Origin of the sequence: Tenacibaculum singaporense (assembly GCF_003867015.1) — a bacterium.
Taxonomy (GTDB): domain Bacteria; phylum Bacteroidota; class Bacteroidia; order Flavobacteriales; family Flavobacteriaceae; genus Polaribacter; species Polaribacter singaporensis.
The window spans coordinates 3302325-3322075 of record NZ_CP032548.1 but is presented as its reverse complement, the minus strand read 5'-3'; the positions used below and the strand labels follow the sequence as shown (position 1 = coordinate 3322075).

Genomic DNA, 19751 nt, shown 5'->3' with positions numbered 1-19751 from the left:
ATTTCTAATAGGTGAATTTAATAGCAAAAACATTCTCCAAGTTACTAATAACTAGTTTACATATGTACTATTGATGTTCTTACATCCTAATATAAAGGAATAAAAGTGCTTTTTTAAAGCATAAAAAATGAGAGATGGAGTAGGTTAGCTAATAGTGTTTTTAGTTTGTGAAGTTTATCGTAGGTTTTTATTACTCCACTCCATTATCATGGTTAAGTTTTCTTTTAAAGATTTCCCTTTTTCAGTTAGGCTATATTCAACTTTAGGAGGGATTACAGGATATACTTTTCTATTTACTATGTTTAATTTTTCGAGGTCTTTTAATTGTTGAGATAACATTTTTTGGCTAATCCCATCAATAGCTTTATCCAGTTCGTTAAATCTCATTACCTCGTTTAAAAGCAAAAGCCAAATGATTACAGGTTTCCATTTTCCTCCAATTTGTTCCATAAATAGGGTTATTGGACATTCTTTGGCTTGTTGATATTTTTTTTCAATTATTTTTTCTTCTGTTTTCATATAAAAGTACATTTTTCCGACTTGTAGGTCAGTTACTTACTAAAAGGTAAGTACTTGTCAAATGTAAAGTTATTCGTCAATTTTGCAAAAAAAAACACATGATGAATAACAAAATTATAGTAATTACAGGTGGAACATCGGGTATTGGTTTTGCTTGTGCAGCCTACTTATTAAGTTTAGATTATAGAGTAATAATAACAGGAAGAACGAAAGAGAATTTAGATAAAGCTGTTGCTGATTTAGGAAATAATTCAGTAGGTATTTTATCAGATACATCTTCATTAGTTGAGATTGATAATTTAGTAGCTAAGGTTAAAAATAAGTTTGGGAAAATTGATGGATTGTTTGTGAATGCAGGTATTTTTAAAGCTTCTACTTTTGAAGAAACTTCAGAGCAATTGTTTGATGAAACAATGAATATCAATTTTAAAGGAGCTTTTTTTACGGTTCAAAAATTTATTCCAATTCTTAAGAATCCTTCAAGTGTTGTTTTAAATACCTCTGTTGTTGTTTTTAAATCTTTTTCTAATACAAGCGTATATACTGCTAGTAAAGCAGCTCTGGAAAGCATAGCAAGGGTTTTAAATATAGAGCTTGCAGATAAAGGAATTAGAGTAAATGTAGTGAGTCCTGGGGTTACAGAAAGTCCTATTCAGAAAAAGTCAGGAATGAGTGATGAGGCTATTGATAATCTTTTAGAACATTTCTCCAGTACTTCTCCTATTGGTAGAATTGTTCAACCAACTGATATTGCTCCAATTGTTGAATTTCTACTTTCAGATAAATCACAAGTTTTAAGAAATGAAAAGATTATTGTTGATGGTGGAACCACACTTTAATTTTTAACACAACTAATTGCTAGTGAAAGGGCATATATAAATGGGCTTGATTGCCCATTTATATTGTTTATAGGGGGAATGTTTTTAATGTGAAGTACATTTTTACTCTGTTATCTTTAAAACTGTCTCGGTACCTGAGTTGGTTAATTTAATAGTAGCTGTACTAGCTTTAGATGGAGTTTCTGTTGGGTACCAATTTCGGTTGGTTTTAACGATGATTAATAATCCGTTGTCATCACCAAGGGCGGTGAATGTTTCACTGTTATGATTTTTTTCAAATAAACGGAGTCCGTAAGTGTCAATCAAATACTTTCCGTATATATCAGGACGGTCTTTTACAATTCCAAACTCGCTTATGTTTAAAATTTGATTGCTATTGAACTGTTCTGTAGCGGCATTGTCTAAATCGTGTCGAGCAATAAATTCTAATATGTTTCCGTCAGCATCATAAAAATATACCGAATTGGCATTCCAGTTTTCGAAGTTAGTAATCAGTACCTCGTTTTCTTTTTTTACAAATTCGAACTTGTTTGCAGACCATTCAATTGCTTCTTGTAACTTGTTTTCAGGGATGTTAAAAGCCAAGTGGTAGGCAGGCGGAGGGTTTTTAGAATCTTCCATGAATTTTAAATAGGAAGTACCAATTTTAATACGAATTGATTTATTGTCACTCTGCGTAGTTGGGAGCTCCAAGACATTTGCGTAAAAAGCCTTGACTGTTTGTATATTGGCAGCTTTTATTTCTATTTCGTTTAGTGTCATCTTGGTGGTTTTTAATGAATGTATCTATTTTCATATACCTAAACCAATGTAAAAATACATTAATAATGACAATTAGCTAATTACGTTAAAGCAAAATCTATAATATTCTCAACATGAATTTTAGTAGTATCGAATACAGGGAAGTCAAAATCGTTTTGTCCAATTAGCATAGGAATTTCAGTACAGCCTAAAATAATTCCTTCAGCTCCTTGCTCTATCAATTCGCTTGCAAATCGCATAAATTTTAGCTTTGACTGGTTGGTTACAATTCCTTTCCCAAGCTCATTTTTTACAATATGCTGTATTTCTTCAATGTCTTTTTTCTCTGATGGGATAATGGTTTCGATATTGTTTTCTTTTAGTTTGTCTTTGTAAAAACCCATTTCCATTGTGAATTTTGTTCCTAACAAGCCTACTTTACCTAGTTTTTCTTTTTTTATTTCTTTGGCGGTTGCTTCTGCAATATGGATAATTGGAACATTAATTTTTGATTGGATTTCATCAGCAAATAAATGTGCTGTGTTCGCGCCTAAAACTATAGCATCTACATTACTAGATGCTAAGTTTGCACAGGCGTTATAAATTAGATCAAAAGAATTTGTCCAACCTTTGTTTTGAACATCTGAAAAGTTTAGTGAGTAAATTAAACATTCAGCAGAATTTAAACCACCTAACCTTTGGTTGATTCCTTCATTAATGTATTTGTAGTAATCTAAAGTTGAGGTCCAACTAATACCTCCCACCAATCCTATCTTTTTCATTTTATATCAATTTTCAACTTTTTTATTTAGCACAATCTGTTTTGGTTAATGGCATTGTAGAAGTATAACTAATGTTGTTCTTGTTTTTAAAAGCATCTCCTGTTTCATTTAATTCACCAAAGCCTTCAATTAATTGATTGTCTTTTACCATAAAAGCAACTTCTCTTGTGCTTTCTGTTCCTTCGGAAGAAAAGGTGTAGGTACCAATTAATTTATCATCGGTTAGTGTTCCTGAAAAAGTACCTGTGTTTGCATCTTTTTCTGCTAAAACATAGTTAATAGTCCCTTCTACGGTAGTATTAATTTCTGTAATTTCGAATAAAATTTGGTTCCCGTCTTTATTGTATTCGTAACATCCTATTTGTACTAAAGTAGTTGGAGTTTGAACGACAACTTCTTTAGATTCTTTGGTCACATCATTTTTAGATTCTTTCTTTTTACAGCTTATTGCTAGTGTAGTTACTAAGAATAGAATTAGAAGTTTTTTCATCTTTTATAATTTAATTGGTTAGTCTACTTTTTTAAATACCAATAAGGTTTTATCAGGATTTAAAAGCGTTAATCGGTTATTAGCAATTGTGTAAGATATAGTGCTAGCCAACGCTTTTGTAAACTCTTGCTCTTTTTCATTTCCTTTAGTACAAAGCATTTCTGTTGAGGCCATGTTAGTAAATCGAATTCGCTCTCTTTCAGAAAAAAGTTTACCAGTAATTCTGTTACAGCCAGAAGTTCCCATAAAGGTATTTTTACTAGAGTTTATTTCTATATACGGCAATTCTTTACCAAAATCATCTTTACTAACTTTTGTACCATTTAATTCTTCTAATGCCCAAATATCGTGTAATCGATAATTGGTGATGTATTCTCCACATCCTTCTAAAGTAGTAAATTCCTTATCTTTTCCTTTTTTGTAGTTAATAGTTACTGAATAGGGGAATGATTTACCTGACATAGCATTGATACATTCCATTTGGCTAATTTCTATTTTAACAGCAGCTAATTCGGTATGTAAAGTATATAGTTTTACGTTACTGTCTTGCGCATAGATAGGTTCTGTATGTGGTGTTAGAATAGAGTCTGAATTATGAAGTGTTTTTAGCTTAATCATCTTATCAGAAATAGTCAAACTCCAAAAAGGTTCAACTCCATGAGCTTTGAAATAAGCATTTGTTATTGTGTTTTTAGTAGTAGTTTTAGGAATTGAATCGGTGGTAGTAATGGTTTTTTCTTCAGGAGTTTTCTTCTCTTTCTTATTTGAGCATGCTGAAATTACTAAGCAAGCACTTAGTAGTATTGGTATAAGGTTTTTCATGAGTAAGTTTTTATAGTATGTTAAAGATAGGGTATTAAAATAGATGTACAAAGTGTGAAAAGGTTGCGTAGAAAACTCACTAATAAATAAGCTGTTTTTAAATAGAAAAAAGTTTGTTGTTATTTTAGTACAGTAAATTCTATACTAGAATCGGTAAATACAGAATGCGTTTGTGTTTTAAAATCTTTTTCGTCTGCTTTGTAAATATTGTCTACATAGGTTTGCGGATTCAAATCGATTAATGGAAACCACGTACTTTGTACTTGTATTTGTACTTTGTGCCCTTTTTTAAAGGTGTGAAAAACATCTTGTAGTTTAATATTTACAGCTGTTTTCTTATTTGGTGTAAAAGGTTCTGGATTTGAAAAACTATTTCTAAAACGTCCACGCATTACTTCACTACGTACCATTAAATGATAGTTGCTTAGTTTTAAATGGGGTTGCATTTCTTTGTTGTCATTTTTTAAATCAGCAGGATGTACATCAACAACTTTCACAATCCAATCGGCAGCAGAACCTGTGGTAGCTACCTGTAGTTTTGCTAAAATATCACCTGCAAGTGTAAAGTCTTCGGTTAATACCTCTGTTTCATATACCAAAACATCAGGTCTACGTGCAGCAAAACGCTGATCGTCTGTCATATATTTACGCGGAGTAAATACCGTTTTAATATCTTCTGAATAGGGTACAGGTCGCTTAATGTCACTAATAAAACTAACCTTGTTGTTTCCTTTTTGAGTTGCTGTTAATTCTTGATTTTCTGAAAGGAAAAATGTTTGTTTTTGAGCATTTTTAGGTGGCCATGCATCGTATGATTTCCACGTTTTTTTACCTGTATCAAAAACATAGGCTTCCGGTAATCCAGAATTTTTAGTACCATCACCTTTTAAGAAGTGGTTAAAGAATTTGGTTTCTACTTCTTTTTGGAATTTTAAAGAGATGGAATCTCCAAAGTAGTAGTTACCCACTTTGTTAGCTACTTTATTTCTAGACCATCCGCCATGATCCCAAGGTCCAAAAACAATTGTATTATAGTTGTTTGGTTGATTTTTTTCAATGTTTTTATAAGTTTCTAATGGACCGTACAAATCTTCTGCATCAAATTCACCTCCAACAATCATTGTTGCTACTGTAGAAGGAACTTTATCTAAATGTTGGATAATTCCTTTGCTTTGCCATACCGAGTCGTAATTAGGGTGTTCTACAATTTCCTTCCAAAAGAAATCATCAATACGCTCCTTATTGTCGGTAATTTTGGTATCTAATTTATCGTATTGAAAATATTCGTTTAAGTTTTTAAGAGGTCCTTTATCTAAGAAAAACTGATACTGATCTTGAGTTTTCATATCAGGGAAAGAGTACCAAGCAGAATCGGTAGGTTGATCTTTGTAAGTTCCGAATAAAGAAATAGCTTTGAAATAGCTTAATAAGAAAGCTCCGTTATGATGAAAATCATCAAAAAAGAAATCTCCAATACACGCTTGTGGTGAAGCAGCTTTTAGAGCTGGGTGCGCATCAATGGTTGAAACTGTAGCATAATGACCTGGATATGAAATTCCCCATGTACCTACTTTACCGTTATTGTTTGGTACATTGTTCACCAGCCAATCAATAGTGTCATAGGTATCGGTAGTTTCATCGGTTTGTTTTTCTGTTTTATTCGGAATATAAGCACGCATGTTGTCATACACTCCTTCACTCATCCAACGTCCGCGAACATCTTGATATACGATGATGTTTCCCTCTTTCATTAAAATTGGGTTAGGACCAATTTTTTTTCTGAATTTATCTTCTCCATAAGGTTGGCAACTATACGGAGTACGTTGTAATAAAATAGGATAGGTTTTACTAGTATCTTTTGGTGAATAGATGGTGGCGTGTAGCTTCACGCCATCTCTCATTGTAATTTTCACCTCTTTTTTAGTGTAGTGGTCTTTAACGTAAGTATTTTCTGTCTTTTCAGCTTTCTTTGCTGTTGTTTTTTTTGTGCAGCTAGCAAATGAGACTGCTAGTATAAATAATAGAAGGAAGTTTTTTTTCATTATAGTTTTTTAGTGAATGGAAAGTAAATGTATAAAAAAATAACAGCAACCTATTAGATTGCTGTTATTTAAGAAAAATTATTTGCTTGGATTTAGAATAGTGTCTATTCTATCCGCCGCATCTTGTAAGTGGTAACGAGTTATTGTGTTACGAGCAGAAGGAATACTTCTTTTAATATCTCTTTGTAAACGTTTTAACTCTCCTCTTACCACAGGTTTAATATCTGATTGATTGATAGTAACGGCTGTTTGTTTAAAATAACCTCTGTCACTTTTAGCAGCTTTTTGATCTTTCGCTTTGTTTAGTAAAAAGTCCAATCTGTCTAAATGTGCACGTTGTAAGTTTCTACGATACGGATCTATAGTTTTGTTAGCGTATACTTCACTCCAAATACCTTTACGTAAATCTCCCATCATTTCAATAAGAGAATATGCTTTAGTTCCGTTTAAAGTTTCATTCTCAATCATACGTGTTAATCTTCCAGTTTTTAAAACTCTGTTTAACGTTCGTACTTGTAAACTTCTTATGCGCTCAATAATTCCGGAGTGTTGTGTTTTACTGATGATGTTTTCATCAATTAACCAAGTAGGAGTTTTAAACAATTCGTTATTTACAAATTGTAAAGCTCTTTTTTGATGCTCTTTTGGAACGTGAATGTATACGGCTCCATCTTGATCGGCAGTTTTAAAGTATTCGTATACCCCTCCAATATTAGAACTTACGTGTCCCATATATCTGTTAAACTGTCCAACTACTTGTCCGTACATAGTTTTTAACTCTTCGTAAGTTTCACCATCTTCAGTAGTCCACTCTTCTAAACGAGGTAAAATACGTTGTAGGTTTTTAATACCATAAGCACTCGCTTTCATAGCGTCATCTCCTAAGTCTTCTGTTTGTGAACTAGGGTCAATAATGTTACGAACTTGTTGGTGTCCGAATCTATACACAGGATTTCCAGCTTTCTCTTTAATCCACTGATTTAAGATTGTTTTTTCATCTTTAGCTGATTTGTCTAAGATTGGTCTGTATCCCCAGTTGATAGCATATTTATCGTAAGGACCAATATTAGGCATTAAAGCAACTCCTTTGTCTTCTGGTTGTGCTACATAGTTAAAACGAGCATAATCCATAATTGAAGGAGCAGTTCCATTTTTCTTAGTAAATTCAGCAGAACGTAAAGAATCTACAGGATATGCAACAGAACTTCCCATGTTGTGAGGCAATCCTAAAGTATGTCCAACTTCATGAGAAGAAACAAAACGGATTAAGCGTCCCATAACTTCATCTTTAAATTGATTTCCTCTTGCATCTGGATTGATTGCAGCTGTTTGTACAAAAAACCAGTTGTGTAATAAAGTCATTACATTATGGTACCAGTTAATGTCTGATTCTAAAATCTCTCCTGAACGAGGGTCACTTACGTGAGGTCCATTTGCATTAGGAATTGGAGATGCTAAGTAACGAACTACAGAGTAACGTACATCTTCAGGACTCCAATCAGGATTTTCTTCTTTAGTAGGAGCATCTTTAGCAATGATAGCATTTTTAAATCCAGCCGCTTCAAAAGCAATTTGCCAATCTTCAATACCTTGTTTGATGTACTTACGCCATTTTTTTGGTGTAGCTCTGTCAATGTAGTATACAATTTGTTTTTTAGGTTCTACTAATTCACCTCTTTTAAACTTTTCAAGGTCTTCATCTTTTACTTCTAAACGCCATCTGTCTAAATAGGTAACCGATTTACTTTTTTGAACATCTAAACCGTAATCTGTTTGAGAACTCGTAAACCATCCTACACGCTCATCAAAATAACGTCTTTTCATAGGGGTTTTAGGAAGTAAAATCATAGAGTTACTCAACTCCATAGTTACAGAACCTACACTTGAATTTGATGGAGGATTTCCAGCAATGTAAGTTTTTACATTTCTAACTTCTATGTTTTGAGGATAACTGCTAATTCTGTCAATATAAGATCTTGTTTTATCCATTTTAGAAATCTTATAACGCTTTCTGCTCCTTTGTGGAAAAGCAATTGCTTTTACATCACCTTCAAAAAGAGGACTAGCATCAATTACAGTAGCTGTAGAGTCTTTGCTAAATGCTTTGATTGGAAAAGCAAATAGGATGGGCTCAAAATTTGAATTAACTACAGCCTCGTGTACCGGTAAAATGGTATCTGCTACAACATTGTGAGAAACTACTTTTAGTAAAATTTGCTTCTTGTTTTTTACCCAGCGTAGCACTTGCGTATTTTGTTTTCCACCACCAAAACCAATACCGCTAGCTGTTTTGGCAATTCTAGTCACCATTAGCATTTCACGGTTCAGAAGAGAATCTGGAATTTCAAATAAATATTTAGCATCTTTTGAGTGAACTTTAAACAAACCTTCGTCTGTTTTGTGTTTTTTGGTAACTACCTTTTCATAAGGTTGTATGCCGCCCTTTTTAAGTTTGTCTTTTTTAGCAGTAGTTTCTTTTTTTGTGTCTTTTTTCTTCTTTCGTTGTGCTTCCGCATTCAAAGAAAAACCTAAAGCAAGAAATACTACTAAAATAGTTGAAAGTATTTTTTTAGTCATTGTAAAAATTATAAGAATAAATAAGGGCGGAAATTAGTAAAACTACTTTCGGTATTATCTTAATTAATTGTTAAAGGGAAGTTAAACTAAATGGTGTGAGTAGTTTATACTTCATAATTCATATCAGATGGTAACTTAGTTGTCTTTTTACGATCTATCTTTTTTCTTACTTTTTTTAGTCCCTTGTTTACAACATCTTTCATTTTCTGTAGTTGTTCTTGTAGAGTTTCTTGAGTAAAAGTCTTAGGTTCTTTTTTTTCTAAAAGCTTATTAATTCTTTTAACTTGATTCTTTTTGTTGAAATCAACTAGTTTAAATTTCGCACCTGCAGAAAAAGCTCCCATTATAGCATTGGTTTCAACTAAATAAACTTTGTCAGCTTCTAAATTAGCTTCTAAAACATCAATGTTTTCAGCTTTAATCCAAAAAACTTTTTCTCCTGGATCACATTCATAACGTAAATAGTTAATACCATTAAATCTTCCTAAGTATTCTTCTTTATCAAAATATCTAATGTTCATTAGGGCGCCTAAACCGCTTGTTCTAAGAAAGTAAATTACCGACTTACCTTTGGCTGGAGGGACTATTTTTTCGGTTTGTATTTGAGAAAAGGTTTGAAGTGATAAAAATAATAGTAATAGAAAAGTAATGCATTTTTTCATTTTTGGGTTTTATTTAAATTAATTAGGAGATAAATCTAGTTAAAAAATAGTATTTTATTTTTTTCTGTTAGATGTGTTTATAATGTAGTTTTCAGTTTTTTACTGTATTGCAGTGTAAATAAAACCCCGTACCTTTGCAGCGGCATGAGAATTAGACGACTTTCAGATTGGTTACCGACTACAAATAAGGAGGTGAAGTTAAGAGGATGGGATGAATTAGACGTAATCCTATTCAGTGGAGATGCATATGTTGATCATCCATCATTTGGTCCTGCAGTAATTGGACGTATTTTAGAGAGTTACGGCTTGCGTGTGGCAATTGTTCCGCAACCAAGTGTACATGATAATTTGCAAGATTTTGAGAAGCTAGGAATTCCAAGGTTATTCTTTGCGGTAACAGGTGGTTGTATGGATCCAATGGTAAGTAATTACACGGCTAGTAAACGTCGTCGTGATAAAGATGCTTACACTCCTAATGGAGATAAAGGGTTTAGACCTGATTATGCAACTTCAGTATATTCTAAAATTTTAAAAGAAAAGTTTCCAGATGTTCCTGTATTAATTGGAGGAATAGAAGCTTCGTTGCGTCGTGTTACTCATTACGATTATTGGTCCGATAAACTATTACCAACGATTTTAGAAACCTCTAAAGCCGATATGTTAGTATACGGAATGGGTGAGCAGCCACTAAGAGAAATTGTTGAGTTGTTACAAAAAGGTGTACCATTTTCGAGCTTAAAAACGATTAAGCAGACAGCAGTTTTATTAGAAGAAGATGAGAAAACTCCGAAAAATAAGAACTGGGACGATGTAGAAATTAGTTCGCATGAAACTTGTTTGAAGGATAAGAAAGCCTATGCTTCTAATTTTAAAGTGATAGAGCAGGAGTCGAACAAACTATATGCACGTCGTATTTTTCAAAAGGTTGGGAATAAAAAGTTGATGATTAATCCGCCGTTTCCAACAATGACGGAAGAAGAAATTGATGCTTCATTCGATTTGCCTTTTACACGATTACCACATCCAAAGTATAACAAACGTGGACCTATTCCTGCGTTTGAAATGATTAAGTTTTCTATTAATATTCACCGTGGATGTTTTGGAGGGTGTAGTTTTTGTACTATTTCAGCGCACCAAGGAAAGTTTATTGCAAGTAGAAGTCAAGAATCGGTTTTAAAAGAAGTAGATCAAGTTGCTCAAATGGACGATTTTAAAGGCTACTTATCTGATATTGGAGGACCTTCTGCGAATATGTATAAAATGAAAGGTAAAGTACAATCGATTTGCGACAAATGTGTTGCTCCGTCGTGTATTTCACCTGTAATTTGTAGTAATTTAGATACTTCGCATAAACCGTTAACAAAATTGTACCAAGCTGTTGATGCACATCCGAAGGTGAAAAAATCATTTATTGGTAGTGGTATTCGACATGATATGTTAGTGCCTGAATTCAATAAAAATGCAGATCCTAAAGAGTTAGATGCATATACAGAAGAGGTGATGACAAAACACGTTTCTGGGCGATTAAAAGTTGCACCGGAACACACTTCTGATCCTGTACTAAAGTTAATGCGTAAACCGTCGTTTAAATACTTCCATTTATTTAAAGAACGTTTTGATCGTATCAACATCAAAAAGAAATTAAAACTGCAGTTAATTCCTTATTTTATATCAAGTCACCCAGCTTGTGAGGCAGAAGATATGGCAAACTTAGCTGCAGAGACTAAAGACATGGGGTTTCAGCTAGAACAGGTACAAGGTTTTACACCAACACCTATGACGGTGGCTACAGTAATTTATTACAGTGGATATCATCCGTATACTTTAAAAGAGGTGAAAACTCCGAAAACCAAAAAGGAGAAGGAAGATCAGCACAAGTTTTTCTTTTGGTATAAAAAGGAAAATAAGCAATGGATTAAAGATACGTTAAACAAAGTTGGACGTACTGATTTATTGAAAAAATTACTTCCAGAAGACACTTCTTGGCGAAAAAATAAAGCAGGGAAAGCTAAAAATACATTTGATGATACTGTGACGTATAAACCATCAAAGCCTTCTAGAAGAAAGAATAAAGGTTTTAAAAAGAAGAGACGATAAAATAAAAATCCGCTGTTAGGCGGATTTTTTATTTATGCTTCGTTTTCTAAACGGTTTCGTTTCATTTCAAAAGCTTCGGTAGCTTGTTTTATAATATTTAAGGTGTCAGAAGCTCTTACCATTACTTTTTCGAGTTCTTTGTCTAAGTCTTTTGACTGGATATCGAATAGTTGAACTTCAACCACACCAATTTTTTCAATTAAACTTTTTTGCGTGTTTTTAATGTCTTCCATTTTAACTAAAACGGAATTCATTGTATCGAGTCTTTTCTGTTCTTGATCTGTCATAAGTTTCTTTTTTAGTTGCAATTAAGATATGAAAAAATCAAGAGTTAAGCAAATTAAGAGGTTTGTAAGGTGTTGGCATTTAGTGTTTTTAGTAGGTTTTTAAATGGAAAAAACAGGGGTGAAATTCCTGCTTTTTTGTTATTCTGAAAATTCTAATACGCTGTTTTTAGTACGGAGTCTTATTTCACTTAGTTTTTCATCAACTAACAATTTTCCGTCTTTAAAAACTTCTCGTAATTCGCCTTTTTGTTCTTCTTCCCAACTTACTTGATCGTGTAATTTATATTCTCCATCTTCTAACGTTATTTTTAATAATCCTTTGGCAGATTTTTTAGTCCCGTCATCGGTAATTGGATCTTTAAAAATTTCTCTTCCTTCTCCATCTACTTCTCCGTAAGTAGCTTTCATGGCAAATCCAAAGGTATCTCTGGTGTTGTATTGATAAGTAAAAGAACCAATTCCTAAGACTACGTTGGTAGAGGCAAATCCTTTTTGTTTTAAACGTTCACAAATTTGTGTGGCTCTTTCAAGGGTAATGCTATCGCCATAAATAGCTCCAATATGACTATCTAATTCTTTATATCCTTTTGTATTGGTTGTTCCTCCAAAAACTTCCCAAAGCAGTTGTATAACTCCTTTTTGTGCTGCTTTTGTCTTACCATTGGGGTTTCCGCAAATAATATCAAAAGGATCCCCGCTGTCTGGTCTAATCACTACTTTACCATCTCTAGCTAAGACTTCTTCTTTTAGATTAGGTAAGTATTCGGTAAGTACTTTCCATAAATCCCAAGTATCAGAAACAATAGAAACGATACCGTTTGGATATACCTCAGTAATTAATCTTTTAAAAGTATCTTCTTCACCACTATTGGTTCCCATACACATTACAGAGTGTTCAGTTGCTGCAACAGAACCACCAATCAATTCGTTGTCAGAATCAGCATTGTAATACTTTTCTAAAAAATCTACAGCAGGAATTGTATCTGTACCAGTAAAGCTTAATAAGTGACCAGCAGCACTCATTTCAGCAGCTTCTAAACCAGCCATTCCTCTCATAGAAAAGTCGTGCCCTTGCCAATCTACCATTTCAGGAACAGATGAGGTTTCTTGTGCGTATTTGTCTAATATTTTTCTGTATTGTTTTGCAATGGTTGCAGAATTACATGGTAACCAAACAGTAGTAGATAATAAAGTTTCAAAGTAATTGGTTAACCAAAAGAACTCTGGCAATGTATTATACATAGTAAACATTGGTACTCTGATAGGAACCTCGACACCTTCAGGTAATGCTTTAAAAGTCATAGGAATGTACCCTAAATCGTGTAACGCAGCAATATGCTCTATACCTACAGAGTTTTCACCTAAATAATTGTTGATTCTTCTGCTGTATTGTTTGCAAATTTCTTCTTTTGGTTTGTTAAAGAAGTTGGTTTGAAATTCTTTAATAATATATTTTTTGATGAAATATTGTAGTCCGAAAAAAACTACTTTTTCAACTCCTTGAATTCTACTTTTTCTTGGTGTCCAGTTTGAATATACTAACGTGGTATTGTTAGGGTATTGTCTTCTGTGGTCTACTTTATAACCGTCTGTATATAATAATGGGTTCATAGTTTGTTATTTTTTTTGTGTCAAATTTACGCAAATTAAATTATAAGCAAAAATTTTTATTTTAATTTCTTCCTTTTTCGTTTGGATATAGCGTTTTTATTGGATTGCTTTGCCAAAACTCTTTGCTGTCGACATCCATAATTGTTAAACACCCTGTGAATGCAGCACCTGTATCAATGTTCCATAAGTTTAAAGCGTTTATAGGATTTGATGAGTTATAGCGTATAGTTGGGGTGTGGCCAATGTATATCTCTGAATAGTGTGTGAACCTCTCAGGATATAGTTCAGATTTTTTAGATAAGTTTTTATCTGTAGCCAACGCTGTTTCCCATAAGGTTCTATCAAAATGATAATTTAATTTGAATGTTTCTTTTTCCACTCCGTGCATAGAGGTGAATCCAGCATGGATAAACAAACGATTTTTATTATCGATATAATAAGGTTTCATTTGTTGAAAAAAAGCTAAATGTTTTTGTTTCTGTTCTTCTGAATAAGATTCGTAGCTTTTTTGGGTTTCTTCACCACCATGTGCTAACCAAATAACTTCACCTTTACCTGTTCTCAACCAATCTTCACACCACAAATCATGATTTCCTTTAATGAAAATACATTCATGCTTTTTGTTTAACTCTATTAAAAAATCAATGACTTGTGCAGATTCACTCCAGCCGTCCACATAATCACCAAGAAAAATTAAGGTATCTTCTATAGTGATTTTGGCTTTTTTTAAAACTTGGGGTAAGGCTTTTAAGCCTCCATGAATATCACCAATGACAAATGTTTTCATACTATTATAAATCTTCAAATTCAATAAATTCAGCCGGGACAAGGTTAGTTAACCAAACTCTATTTCTTTTTGTGTTTTTCTTATTCATAGTTTAATAAGTTTTTATATATCGTGTAGTTTTCATTATCAAAACAAACAAAAATGACTTCATCTAATATTGGAGTACTTTTTATTGTTGAAGGAGCTACTTCAGCTGCTACTTGTTTAGGAAAGCGATAAATTCCTGTGCTAATGTTAGGAAAAGCGATAGATTGTAAATGATTTTTCTTAGCAAGTAACATGCTGTTCTTGTAGCAATTTGCTAGTAATTCTTTTTCTTTATTTTCTCCCTTTTGATACACTGGACCAACAGTATGTATAACCTTTTTAGCAGGAAGATTTCCAGCGGTTGTAATTACAGCTTCTCCTGTTTTACATTTACCTTGCTTGTTTCTTATTTGTTGACATTCTTCTAAAATAACAGAACCACCAGTTCTATGTATAGCACCATCAACACCACTTCCACCCAATAAACTTGAATTAGCTGCATTAACGATTGCATCAGTTTCTATTTTGGTAATACCACCCTTTATAATTTTAATTTTCATAGTAGTTTTTTATGATTTTTATAGCAATTTTCCCAATTCAATCTGTATGCAATTCTCATTTTCAATAGTTTTAAAACTATCTGTAGTGAAAATTTTAGTAAAATATTTTTCAAGCTCTTCGAAACCTTTACTAAATATTCCATGACTTACAGCTAAATATAAATTCCCCGCATTTTTAGCTTTTAGTTCTTTAGCTAGCCCTAAAAAGGTACCTCCGCCATCACAAATATCATCTACAATTAAACAATCTTTGCCTTGTAAATCATCAGCATATACTTTAAAACCTGTTAGCTGCCCTGTTTTTACGTTTCGGCTTTTAGAGCATTCAATAACTTCATAATTTTGAAGGTGAGTAGCAACTTTATATATTTTTTTTAAAGCACCACCATCAGGAGAAATTAGTAGTAAATCGTCTGATAGTTGCTGTATTATTTGCTCTATGAATATGTGGTTGTCGATTACTTTACAGTTATTCAATAGGGCAGGAGTTACTTCCGAATGTGGATCGAAAATAGTTACAGACTCATAATTCTGAGTATTTATAATATCTGCATATACTTTTACCGATAAAGGTTCACCCGATACCATTAATCTATCTTGACGAGCAGCTGGAAAATAGGGAAGTACAACGTGTAACTTTTTAATTCCCATGTTTTTTAAGGCATTAGTAGTCAATAAAAGCGTACCTATATCATTAAAAGATTGAATACGATGTGTAATGGTAACTTCTGATACATTTTCAAGTTCAGAAATGATTTTAATATGTGGTTCCCCTCCTGAAAAAGTAAAGAAATTATAGTCTACATTGTTTTCTGTTCCGTAAGGAGTAAAGCTTTTATCTAAGTTTAAAATCATATTGCGTAATTTTTACACAAATATAATGCGGTTTTTTAAAATAAAAAATGTTTTAGCGTTTTTTTTACGCAAACTTAATTTCGAAGTGGAACCCTTTCTTTTCTAGCTCTTTATACTTCTTAGCATTAAACTTAAAAAGTTTTGCAGGTCTACCACTAGAAGGCTGGTGTGTTTTGTCGGTTTCGGTAAGTATTCCAAAGCTCATAATTTTTTTTCTGAAATTACGTCTATCGATTTTTTGATTAAGGATTGTTTGATATAAATTTTCTAAATCAGAAAAAGGAAACTCTTTTTTTAGTAGTTCAAAACCAATAGGTTGGTAGTTTATTTTATTCTGAAGTCTTTGTAAAGCTGTGGTTAAAATACGATTGTGATCAAATGCTAATTTGGGGAGTTCATGAATAGGAAACCATTGTACTTCGGCAGCATCTGTACTTGCACTGATTTTAAAATGATTGGGACTTACCAAACCAAAATAGGTAACAGAAATGACTCTGTTTCTTGGGTCTCTTTTGGGAGTTCCGAATGTGTACAATTGTTCAAGATAATCAATAGTAACTCCTGTTTCTTCTAATAATTCTCTTTCAACTGCATGTTCCAGTGATTCGTTTTCTAAAACCAATCCACCAGGCAATGCCCAAGCTCCTTTAAAAGGTTGAATCCCTCTTTTTATTAATAAGACAGAAAGTTCTTTTTGTTGGTAGCCAAAAACAACAGCATCTACAGCAACTTTTATATTTTGTGATATCTTCATTTAGTGTTGAATTTACACAAAGTTACGAAAGTTTTAAAAAATTACGGATTCTTATTTTTAAACTTAGAAGTCAGTTTATGCAAAGGTGTTTTTTGATTGTCTTTCTGCAATGTAAACTGCACAATTTTGGCGGTAAAGGCAACAAAAGTTCCGATAGACAGAAAAGTGTAAATAATAGTAAATATTTTACTAATGTTATGTGTGGGTACGAAGTCTCCATAACCTACCGTTGCCATTGTCATTACAGAGAAATATAAAGAGTCTATAAGCTCCCAATGCTCAATTTTGTGATAGAATATAGTAGAGCTAGTTAATAGTAAAGAAAGGAAAAAGAATAGATATCTGAATTCAGTATCTTTTTTGATACCTATAAAAACAAGTTTACAAAAACGATAAAAGTTGATAAAGAATGAAACCATAAGTTGAAAAATAAGTTAGAAGAAAAGCTGAATATATAACTTACTTACAAACTTTACAATCTTCTTTGTCTTGAATTTCACCTACCAATTTTCCTTTTTCGTTAAGTGAAAATCCACAACAATCCATAAAACCTTGAGCAATCAACTTACGAGCACGTTGAATTTGAGATTTTGTTGTAGGTAAATTTTGTTGTAAAGTGTCAGCAACTTCTTGCTGTTTTAAGCCTTTTATATCTGATAAAAATAGCGGATCTCTATACTTTTTAGGCAAGCTTTGTAAGATTCCACGTAAGCAATCTTTCTCGGTATGTTCATGTTCTTTTATATCTGTTTGAACTTCAAAATTTTTTAAGTCAACTGTTTGATTAGTGTTTTTGAAGTAATCCATCATCGTATTCCGGGCAATCGTAAAAATCCAAGGTTTTAGTTTGGTAATATCCTTTAAGGTGTGAAGTTTAGTGTGAACTTTTATAAATGTTTCTTGTAGCAAATCATCAGTCACAGTAGGCTCTTTCACTTTACTTAAAATAAAGTGTTTTACATCATCTGCGTATTTTTTCCAAACTTGTTGCGTTGTCATAGTATAAATTTACGAAAAATGTCACGCTGAATAAAATGAACGTTTCGCTTTCACTACATTCAGAATGACAAAATATTAAAAAGTTAATTTAATTAACAGTTACAATTGTTACATGTGCAATTTTCACAAGTACAATTTGAACAGTCGCCTGTTTTGCATCCTTCGCAAGTGCAGGTACATTGATTATTATTTTTCATGATATTATATGTTTTGTGTGTTCGTATAGTAGACTAGAAAATGAGTAAAAAGATGCATTTATTTTTAAAAATATTTTTGAAGTTCTTTTCTAATAGGAATAGGCTTCACTGCTGAAATGTTTGTACCTCCTGTATTCCCTGTAGGAACCCAAATTAAAGTGAATAAAATTGAAGCGATAATTCTAAAAAGTTGTCCAATAATTTCTTTACTACTGTTTGTTTTTATTCCGTAGACTAGCATCCAATAATGAGATAGAGTGTGTCTGTAAACATGTTTTTGTCCTAATATATGAGCGTTTTCTAAATGATAAAAAGACACCTGAAAGCTTTTGCTTTTAAGTGCCTTTTTTGCTAAGGTTAACTGCCTGTAAAATTCTTGTTTTCGTTGTAGTTGTGTCATGATTTATTGATTTTGTAAATCAGACTACAACGAATAGAAAAAGATGCATTTTTAATTTACTTTTTCTCCATTAATATAGGTTGCTAAAACTTTTGTATTTGGAATTTCTTTTCCGTCGATTTTCATGATGTCTTTGTCTAAAATGATAAAATCAGCTACTTTACCAACTTCTATGCTTCCTTTTTCGTTTTCTTCAAAATTTGCGTAAGCATTCCAAATTGTCATTCCTTTTAAGGCATTTTCTCTTGATAAGGCATTGTACATTTGATAGCCTTTTTCGGGATAGCCTTTTAAATCTCTCCTGATGGTTGCTGCATAAAATGTGTATAATGGACTTACGTGTTCAATAGGGAAGTCGGTGCCTAAAGCTACTTTTCCGTATTCTTTTAATAAATCATTATAAGCATAAGCACCTTTAATTCTTTCAGTACCTACACGATCTTCAGCCCAGTACATATCAGAAGTGGCATGTGTTGGTTGTATAGAAGGAAGTACATTTTTGAACAGATTAAAATCCTTTACATCTACTATTTGAGCGTGTTCAATACGCCAACGTCTGTCGATTTTGTCTTTTAATACTTCGTTATAGGTTTTTAACATCACATAATTGGCAGAGTCACCAATTGCATGTGTATTCATTTGATAGTCGGAAGCAGCAATTCTCTTAGCTACTTTCTGTAAGTTCTCATAAGAGTTTACCAAAGCTCCAAAATGCCCTTTTTTGTCGGAGTATTCATCTTTAAGGGCAGCTCCTCTAGAGCCTAAAGCACCGTCAGCATAAACCTTTACTGAACGAACATTTAGTCTGTCAGTTTTTATAACTCCTTTGTCGAGGTAGTAATCAAGGTTTTTTTGATTGTTTGAAATCATAGCGTATACACGCATTTTTAAATCTCCTGAATGCTGTAGGCTGTCAATTAATTCAATAACTTCTTTATCTAAACCAGCATCGTCAACGGTAGTTAATCCCAAATCGAAACATATTTTTTCAGCATCTTTTAATGCTTGAATTTGCTCCTTTTTTGATGGTTTTGGATTATTAATAAAATTCATCGCATTGTCAATAAGCACTCCTGTTAGCTTACCGTCTTTTTTTATAAATTCTCCTCCGTTAATTTTTGAGTCAAGAGTTATTCCAGCTAAATCAATAGCAGCTTGATTTACTAACATTGCATGACCATCTATTCTGCGAATAGCTACTGGTGTGTCAGGGAAAATACTATCCAACTTTTCTTTAGAAGGAAATTCTTTTACTTCCCAATCATTTTGATCCCAACCACGCCCAGTTATGTAGGTTGTGTTTTTTTCTTTTTGAAAATCAATTAAGCGTTGTAGTACTTCATCATAACTCTCAGTTCCAACTAAGTCAACTTTCTGCTGTTGTAAACCTAACCCGTAAAAATGACAGTGTGCATCAATAAAACCTGGGTAGACAGGTTTATTTTTAGCATCGATAAGATTAGTTGCTGTGTATTTTTCTTGTATTTCTTTATTGTTTCCTATGGCTATAAATTTTCCATCTTTAATAGCGAAACTTTCAGCAGTGTTAAAATTAGAGTTTACCGTATAGGTATTGGAATTAATAACAATAGTGTCTACTTTTTCTTTTTGTTTACAAGAAAGTAGTAAACTAAAAGTGAGTAGAGGGAGTAGTGTTTTTTTCATGGTTGGTATTACGTTAAAAGTATAGATATTCAAATGTA

At 32.7% G+C, this 19751-nt stretch carries 20 protein-coding genes; 2 read left to right on the top strand and 18 right to left on the bottom strand.

Annotated features, from left to right (window positions below):
* Positions 1 to 174 precede the first annotated feature (174 nt).
* Positions 175 to 519, bottom strand: coding sequence for a winged helix-turn-helix transcriptional regulator (locus D6T69_RS14950; protein ID WP_125068798.1), 345 nt, complete (start codon positions 517 to 519; stop codon positions 175 to 177).
* 98 nt (positions 520 to 617) lie between these two features.
* On the opposite strand from D6T69_RS14950, the gene D6T69_RS14945 reads away from it, so the two are divergent.
* Positions 618 to 1358, top strand: a complete 741-nt coding sequence (locus D6T69_RS14945) for an SDR family oxidoreductase (protein ID WP_125068796.1) — start codon at positions 618 to 620, stop codon at positions 1356 to 1358.
* Between the two features lie 102 nt (positions 1359 to 1460).
* On the opposite strand, the gene D6T69_RS14940 is transcribed toward D6T69_RS14945, so the two are convergent.
* The 7 genes from D6T69_RS14940 to D6T69_RS14910 all read right to left on the bottom strand — a co-directional run bounded on the left by D6T69_RS14940 (position 1461) and on the right by D6T69_RS14910 (position 9474).
* Positions 1461 to 2120 (bottom strand): VOC family protein, encoded by a 660-nt coding sequence (locus tag D6T69_RS14940; protein WP_125068794.1) that lies wholly within the window; start codon positions 2118 to 2120, stop codon positions 1461 to 1463.
* A gap of 80 nt (positions 2121 to 2200) precedes the next feature.
* On the bottom strand, positions 2201 to 2881 hold the full coding sequence (locus D6T69_RS14935; protein WP_125068792.1) for an aspartate/glutamate racemase family protein: 681 nt from the start codon (positions 2879 to 2881) through the stop codon (positions 2201 to 2203).
* 22 nt (positions 2882 to 2903) lie between these two features.
* On the bottom strand, positions 2904 to 3371 hold the full coding sequence (locus D6T69_RS14930; RefSeq protein WP_125068790.1) for a hypothetical protein: 468 nt from the start codon (positions 3369 to 3371) through the stop codon (positions 2904 to 2906).
* Between the two features lie 18 nt (positions 3372 to 3389).
* Positions 3390 to 4193 carry an META domain-containing protein gene (locus D6T69_RS14925; protein ID WP_125068788.1) on the bottom strand — a complete coding sequence of 268 codons (804 nt, stop codon included), beginning with the start codon at positions 4191 to 4193 and terminating at the stop codon, positions 3390 to 3392.
* A gap of 119 nt (positions 4194 to 4312) precedes the next feature.
* On the bottom strand, positions 4313 to 6235 hold the full coding sequence (locus D6T69_RS14920) for a CocE/NonD family hydrolase (protein WP_125068786.1): 1923 nt from the start codon (positions 6233 to 6235) through the stop codon (positions 4313 to 4315).
* Between the two features lie 78 nt (positions 6236 to 6313).
* Positions 6314 to 8812 carry a zinc-dependent metalloprotease gene (locus D6T69_RS14915; RefSeq protein WP_125068784.1) on the bottom strand — a complete coding sequence of 833 codons (2499 nt, stop codon included), beginning with the start codon at positions 8810 to 8812 and terminating at the stop codon, positions 6314 to 6316.
* Positions 8813 to 8916: 104 nt separating this feature from the next.
* Complete coding sequence (locus D6T69_RS14910) at positions 8917 to 9474, bottom strand: hypothetical protein (protein WP_125068782.1); 558 nt, start codon at positions 9472 to 9474, stop codon at positions 8917 to 8919.
* Between the two features lie 144 nt (positions 9475 to 9618).
* On the opposite strand from D6T69_RS14910, the gene D6T69_RS14905 reads away from it, so the two are divergent.
* On the top strand, positions 9619 to 11571 hold the full coding sequence (locus D6T69_RS14905) for a YgiQ family radical SAM protein (RefSeq protein WP_125068780.1): 1953 nt from the start codon (positions 9619 to 9621) through the stop codon (positions 11569 to 11571).
* Positions 11572 to 11603: 32 nt separating this feature from the next.
* On the opposite strand, the gene D6T69_RS14900 is transcribed toward D6T69_RS14905, so the two are convergent.
* The 10 genes from D6T69_RS14900 to D6T69_RS14855 form a co-directional block, all read right to left on the bottom strand.
* Positions 11604 to 11858, bottom strand: coding sequence for a hypothetical protein (locus tag D6T69_RS14900; RefSeq protein ID WP_047788492.1), 255 nt, complete (start codon positions 11856 to 11858; stop codon positions 11604 to 11606).
* Positions 11859 to 11996: 138 nt separating this feature from the next.
* Positions 11997 to 13469: a nicotinate phosphoribosyltransferase gene (locus tag D6T69_RS14895; RefSeq protein WP_125068778.1), complete on the bottom strand. Its 1473-nt coding sequence runs from the start codon at positions 13467 to 13469 to the stop codon at positions 11997 to 11999.
* A gap of 61 nt (positions 13470 to 13530) precedes the next feature.
* Complete coding sequence (locus tag D6T69_RS14890; protein ID WP_125068776.1) at positions 13531 to 14256, bottom strand: metallophosphoesterase family protein; 726 nt, start codon at positions 14254 to 14256, stop codon at positions 13531 to 13533.
* Positions 14257 to 14336: 80 nt separating this feature from the next.
* Positions 14337 to 14843: an O-acetyl-ADP-ribose deacetylase gene (locus D6T69_RS14885; protein ID WP_125068773.1), complete on the bottom strand. Its 507-nt coding sequence runs from the start codon at positions 14841 to 14843 to the stop codon at positions 14337 to 14339.
* 18 nt (positions 14844 to 14861) lie between these two features.
* Positions 14862 to 15698 (bottom strand): ribose-phosphate diphosphokinase, encoded by an 837-nt coding sequence (gene prs, locus D6T69_RS14880; RefSeq protein ID WP_125068771.1) that lies wholly within the window; start codon positions 15696 to 15698, stop codon positions 14862 to 14864.
* Positions 15699 to 15762: 64 nt separating this feature from the next.
* Positions 15763 to 16452, bottom strand: a complete 690-nt coding sequence (locus D6T69_RS14875) for an NUDIX domain-containing protein (protein WP_125068769.1) — start codon at positions 16450 to 16452, stop codon at positions 15763 to 15765.
* A gap of 41 nt (positions 16453 to 16493) precedes the next feature.
* A complete protein-coding gene (locus tag D6T69_RS14870) occupies positions 16494 to 16871 on the bottom strand; it encodes a potassium channel family protein (RefSeq protein ID WP_125068768.1) in 378 nt (125 codons plus the stop codon).
* A 40-nt stretch (positions 16872 to 16911) separates the two neighbouring features.
* Positions 16912 to 17451, bottom strand: coding sequence for a sigma-70 family RNA polymerase sigma factor (locus D6T69_RS14865; RefSeq protein WP_125068766.1), 540 nt, complete (start codon positions 17449 to 17451; stop codon positions 16912 to 16914).
* A 261-nt stretch (positions 17452 to 17712) separates the two neighbouring features.
* On the bottom strand, positions 17713 to 18048 hold the full coding sequence (locus tag D6T69_RS14860) for a DUF3703 domain-containing protein (RefSeq protein WP_125068764.1): 336 nt from the start codon (positions 18046 to 18048) through the stop codon (positions 17713 to 17715).
* Positions 18049 to 18099: 51 nt separating this feature from the next.
* Positions 18100 to 19713: an amidohydrolase gene (locus D6T69_RS14855; protein WP_125068762.1), complete on the bottom strand. Its 1614-nt coding sequence runs from the start codon at positions 19711 to 19713 to the stop codon at positions 18100 to 18102.
* Between the last annotated feature and the right edge of the window lie 38 nt (positions 19714 to 19751).

Bases quoted from the DNA above. Each gene is read 5' to 3' on its own strand.
- D6T69_RS14950 (WP_125068798.1), bottom strand. From the start codon at position 519: ATGAAAACAGAAGAAAAAATAATTGAAAAAAAATATCAACAAGCCAAA.
- D6T69_RS14945 (WP_125068796.1), top strand. From the start codon at position 618: ATGATGAATAACAAAATTATAGTAATTACAGGTGGAACATCGGGTATT.
- D6T69_RS14940 (WP_125068794.1), bottom strand. From the start codon at position 2,120: ATGACACTAAACGAAATAGAAATAAAAGCTGCCAATATACAAACAGTC.
- D6T69_RS14935 (WP_125068792.1), bottom strand. From the start codon at position 2,881: ATGAAAAAGATAGGATTGGTGGGAGGTATTAGTTGGACCTCAACTTTA.
- D6T69_RS14930 (WP_125068790.1), bottom strand. From the start codon at position 3,371: ATGAAAAAACTTCTAATTCTATTCTTAGTAACTACACTAGCAATAAGC.
- D6T69_RS14925 (WP_125068788.1), bottom strand. From the start codon at position 4,193: ATGAAAAACCTTATACCAATACTACTAAGTGCTTGCTTAGTAATTTCA.
- D6T69_RS14920 (WP_125068786.1), bottom strand. From the start codon at position 6,235: ATGAAAAAAAACTTCCTTCTATTATTTATACTAGCAGTCTCATTTGCT.
- D6T69_RS14915 (WP_125068784.1), bottom strand. From the start codon at position 8,812: ATGACTAAAAAAATACTTTCAACTATTTTAGTAGTATTTCTTGCTTTA.
- D6T69_RS14910 (WP_125068782.1), bottom strand. From the start codon at position 9,474: ATGAAAAAATGCATTACTTTTCTATTACTATTATTTTTATCACTTCAA.
- D6T69_RS14905 (WP_125068780.1), top strand. From the start codon at position 9,619: ATGAGAATTAGACGACTTTCAGATTGGTTACCGACTACAAATAAGGAG.
- D6T69_RS14900 (WP_047788492.1), bottom strand. From the start codon at position 11,858: ATGACAGATCAAGAACAGAAAAGACTCGATACAATGAATTCCGTTTTA.
- D6T69_RS14895 (WP_125068778.1), bottom strand. From the start codon at position 13,469: ATGAACCCATTATTATATACAGACGGTTATAAAGTAGACCACAGAAGA.
- D6T69_RS14890 (WP_125068776.1), bottom strand. From the start codon at position 14,256: ATGAAAACATTTGTCATTGGTGATATTCATGGAGGCTTAAAAGCCTTA.
- D6T69_RS14885 (WP_125068773.1), bottom strand. From the start codon at position 14,843: ATGAAAATTAAAATTATAAAGGGTGGTATTACCAAAATAGAAACTGAT.
- prs (WP_125068771.1), bottom strand. From the start codon at position 15,698: ATGATTTTAAACTTAGATAAAAGCTTTACTCCTTACGGAACAGAAAAC.
- D6T69_RS14875 (WP_125068769.1), bottom strand. From the start codon at position 16,452: ATGAAGATATCACAAAATATAAAAGTTGCTGTAGATGCTGTTGTTTTT.
- D6T69_RS14870 (WP_125068768.1), bottom strand. From the start codon at position 16,871: ATGGTTTCATTCTTTATCAACTTTTATCGTTTTTGTAAACTTGTTTTT.
- D6T69_RS14865 (WP_125068766.1), bottom strand. From the start codon at position 17,451: ATGACAACGCAACAAGTTTGGAAAAAATACGCAGATGATGTAAAACAC.
- D6T69_RS14860 (WP_125068764.1), bottom strand. From the start codon at position 18,048: ATGACACAACTACAACGAAAACAAGAATTTTACAGGCAGTTAACCTTA.
- D6T69_RS14855 (WP_125068762.1), bottom strand. From the start codon at position 19,713: ATGAAAAAAACACTACTCCCTCTACTCACTTTTAGTTTACTACTTTCT.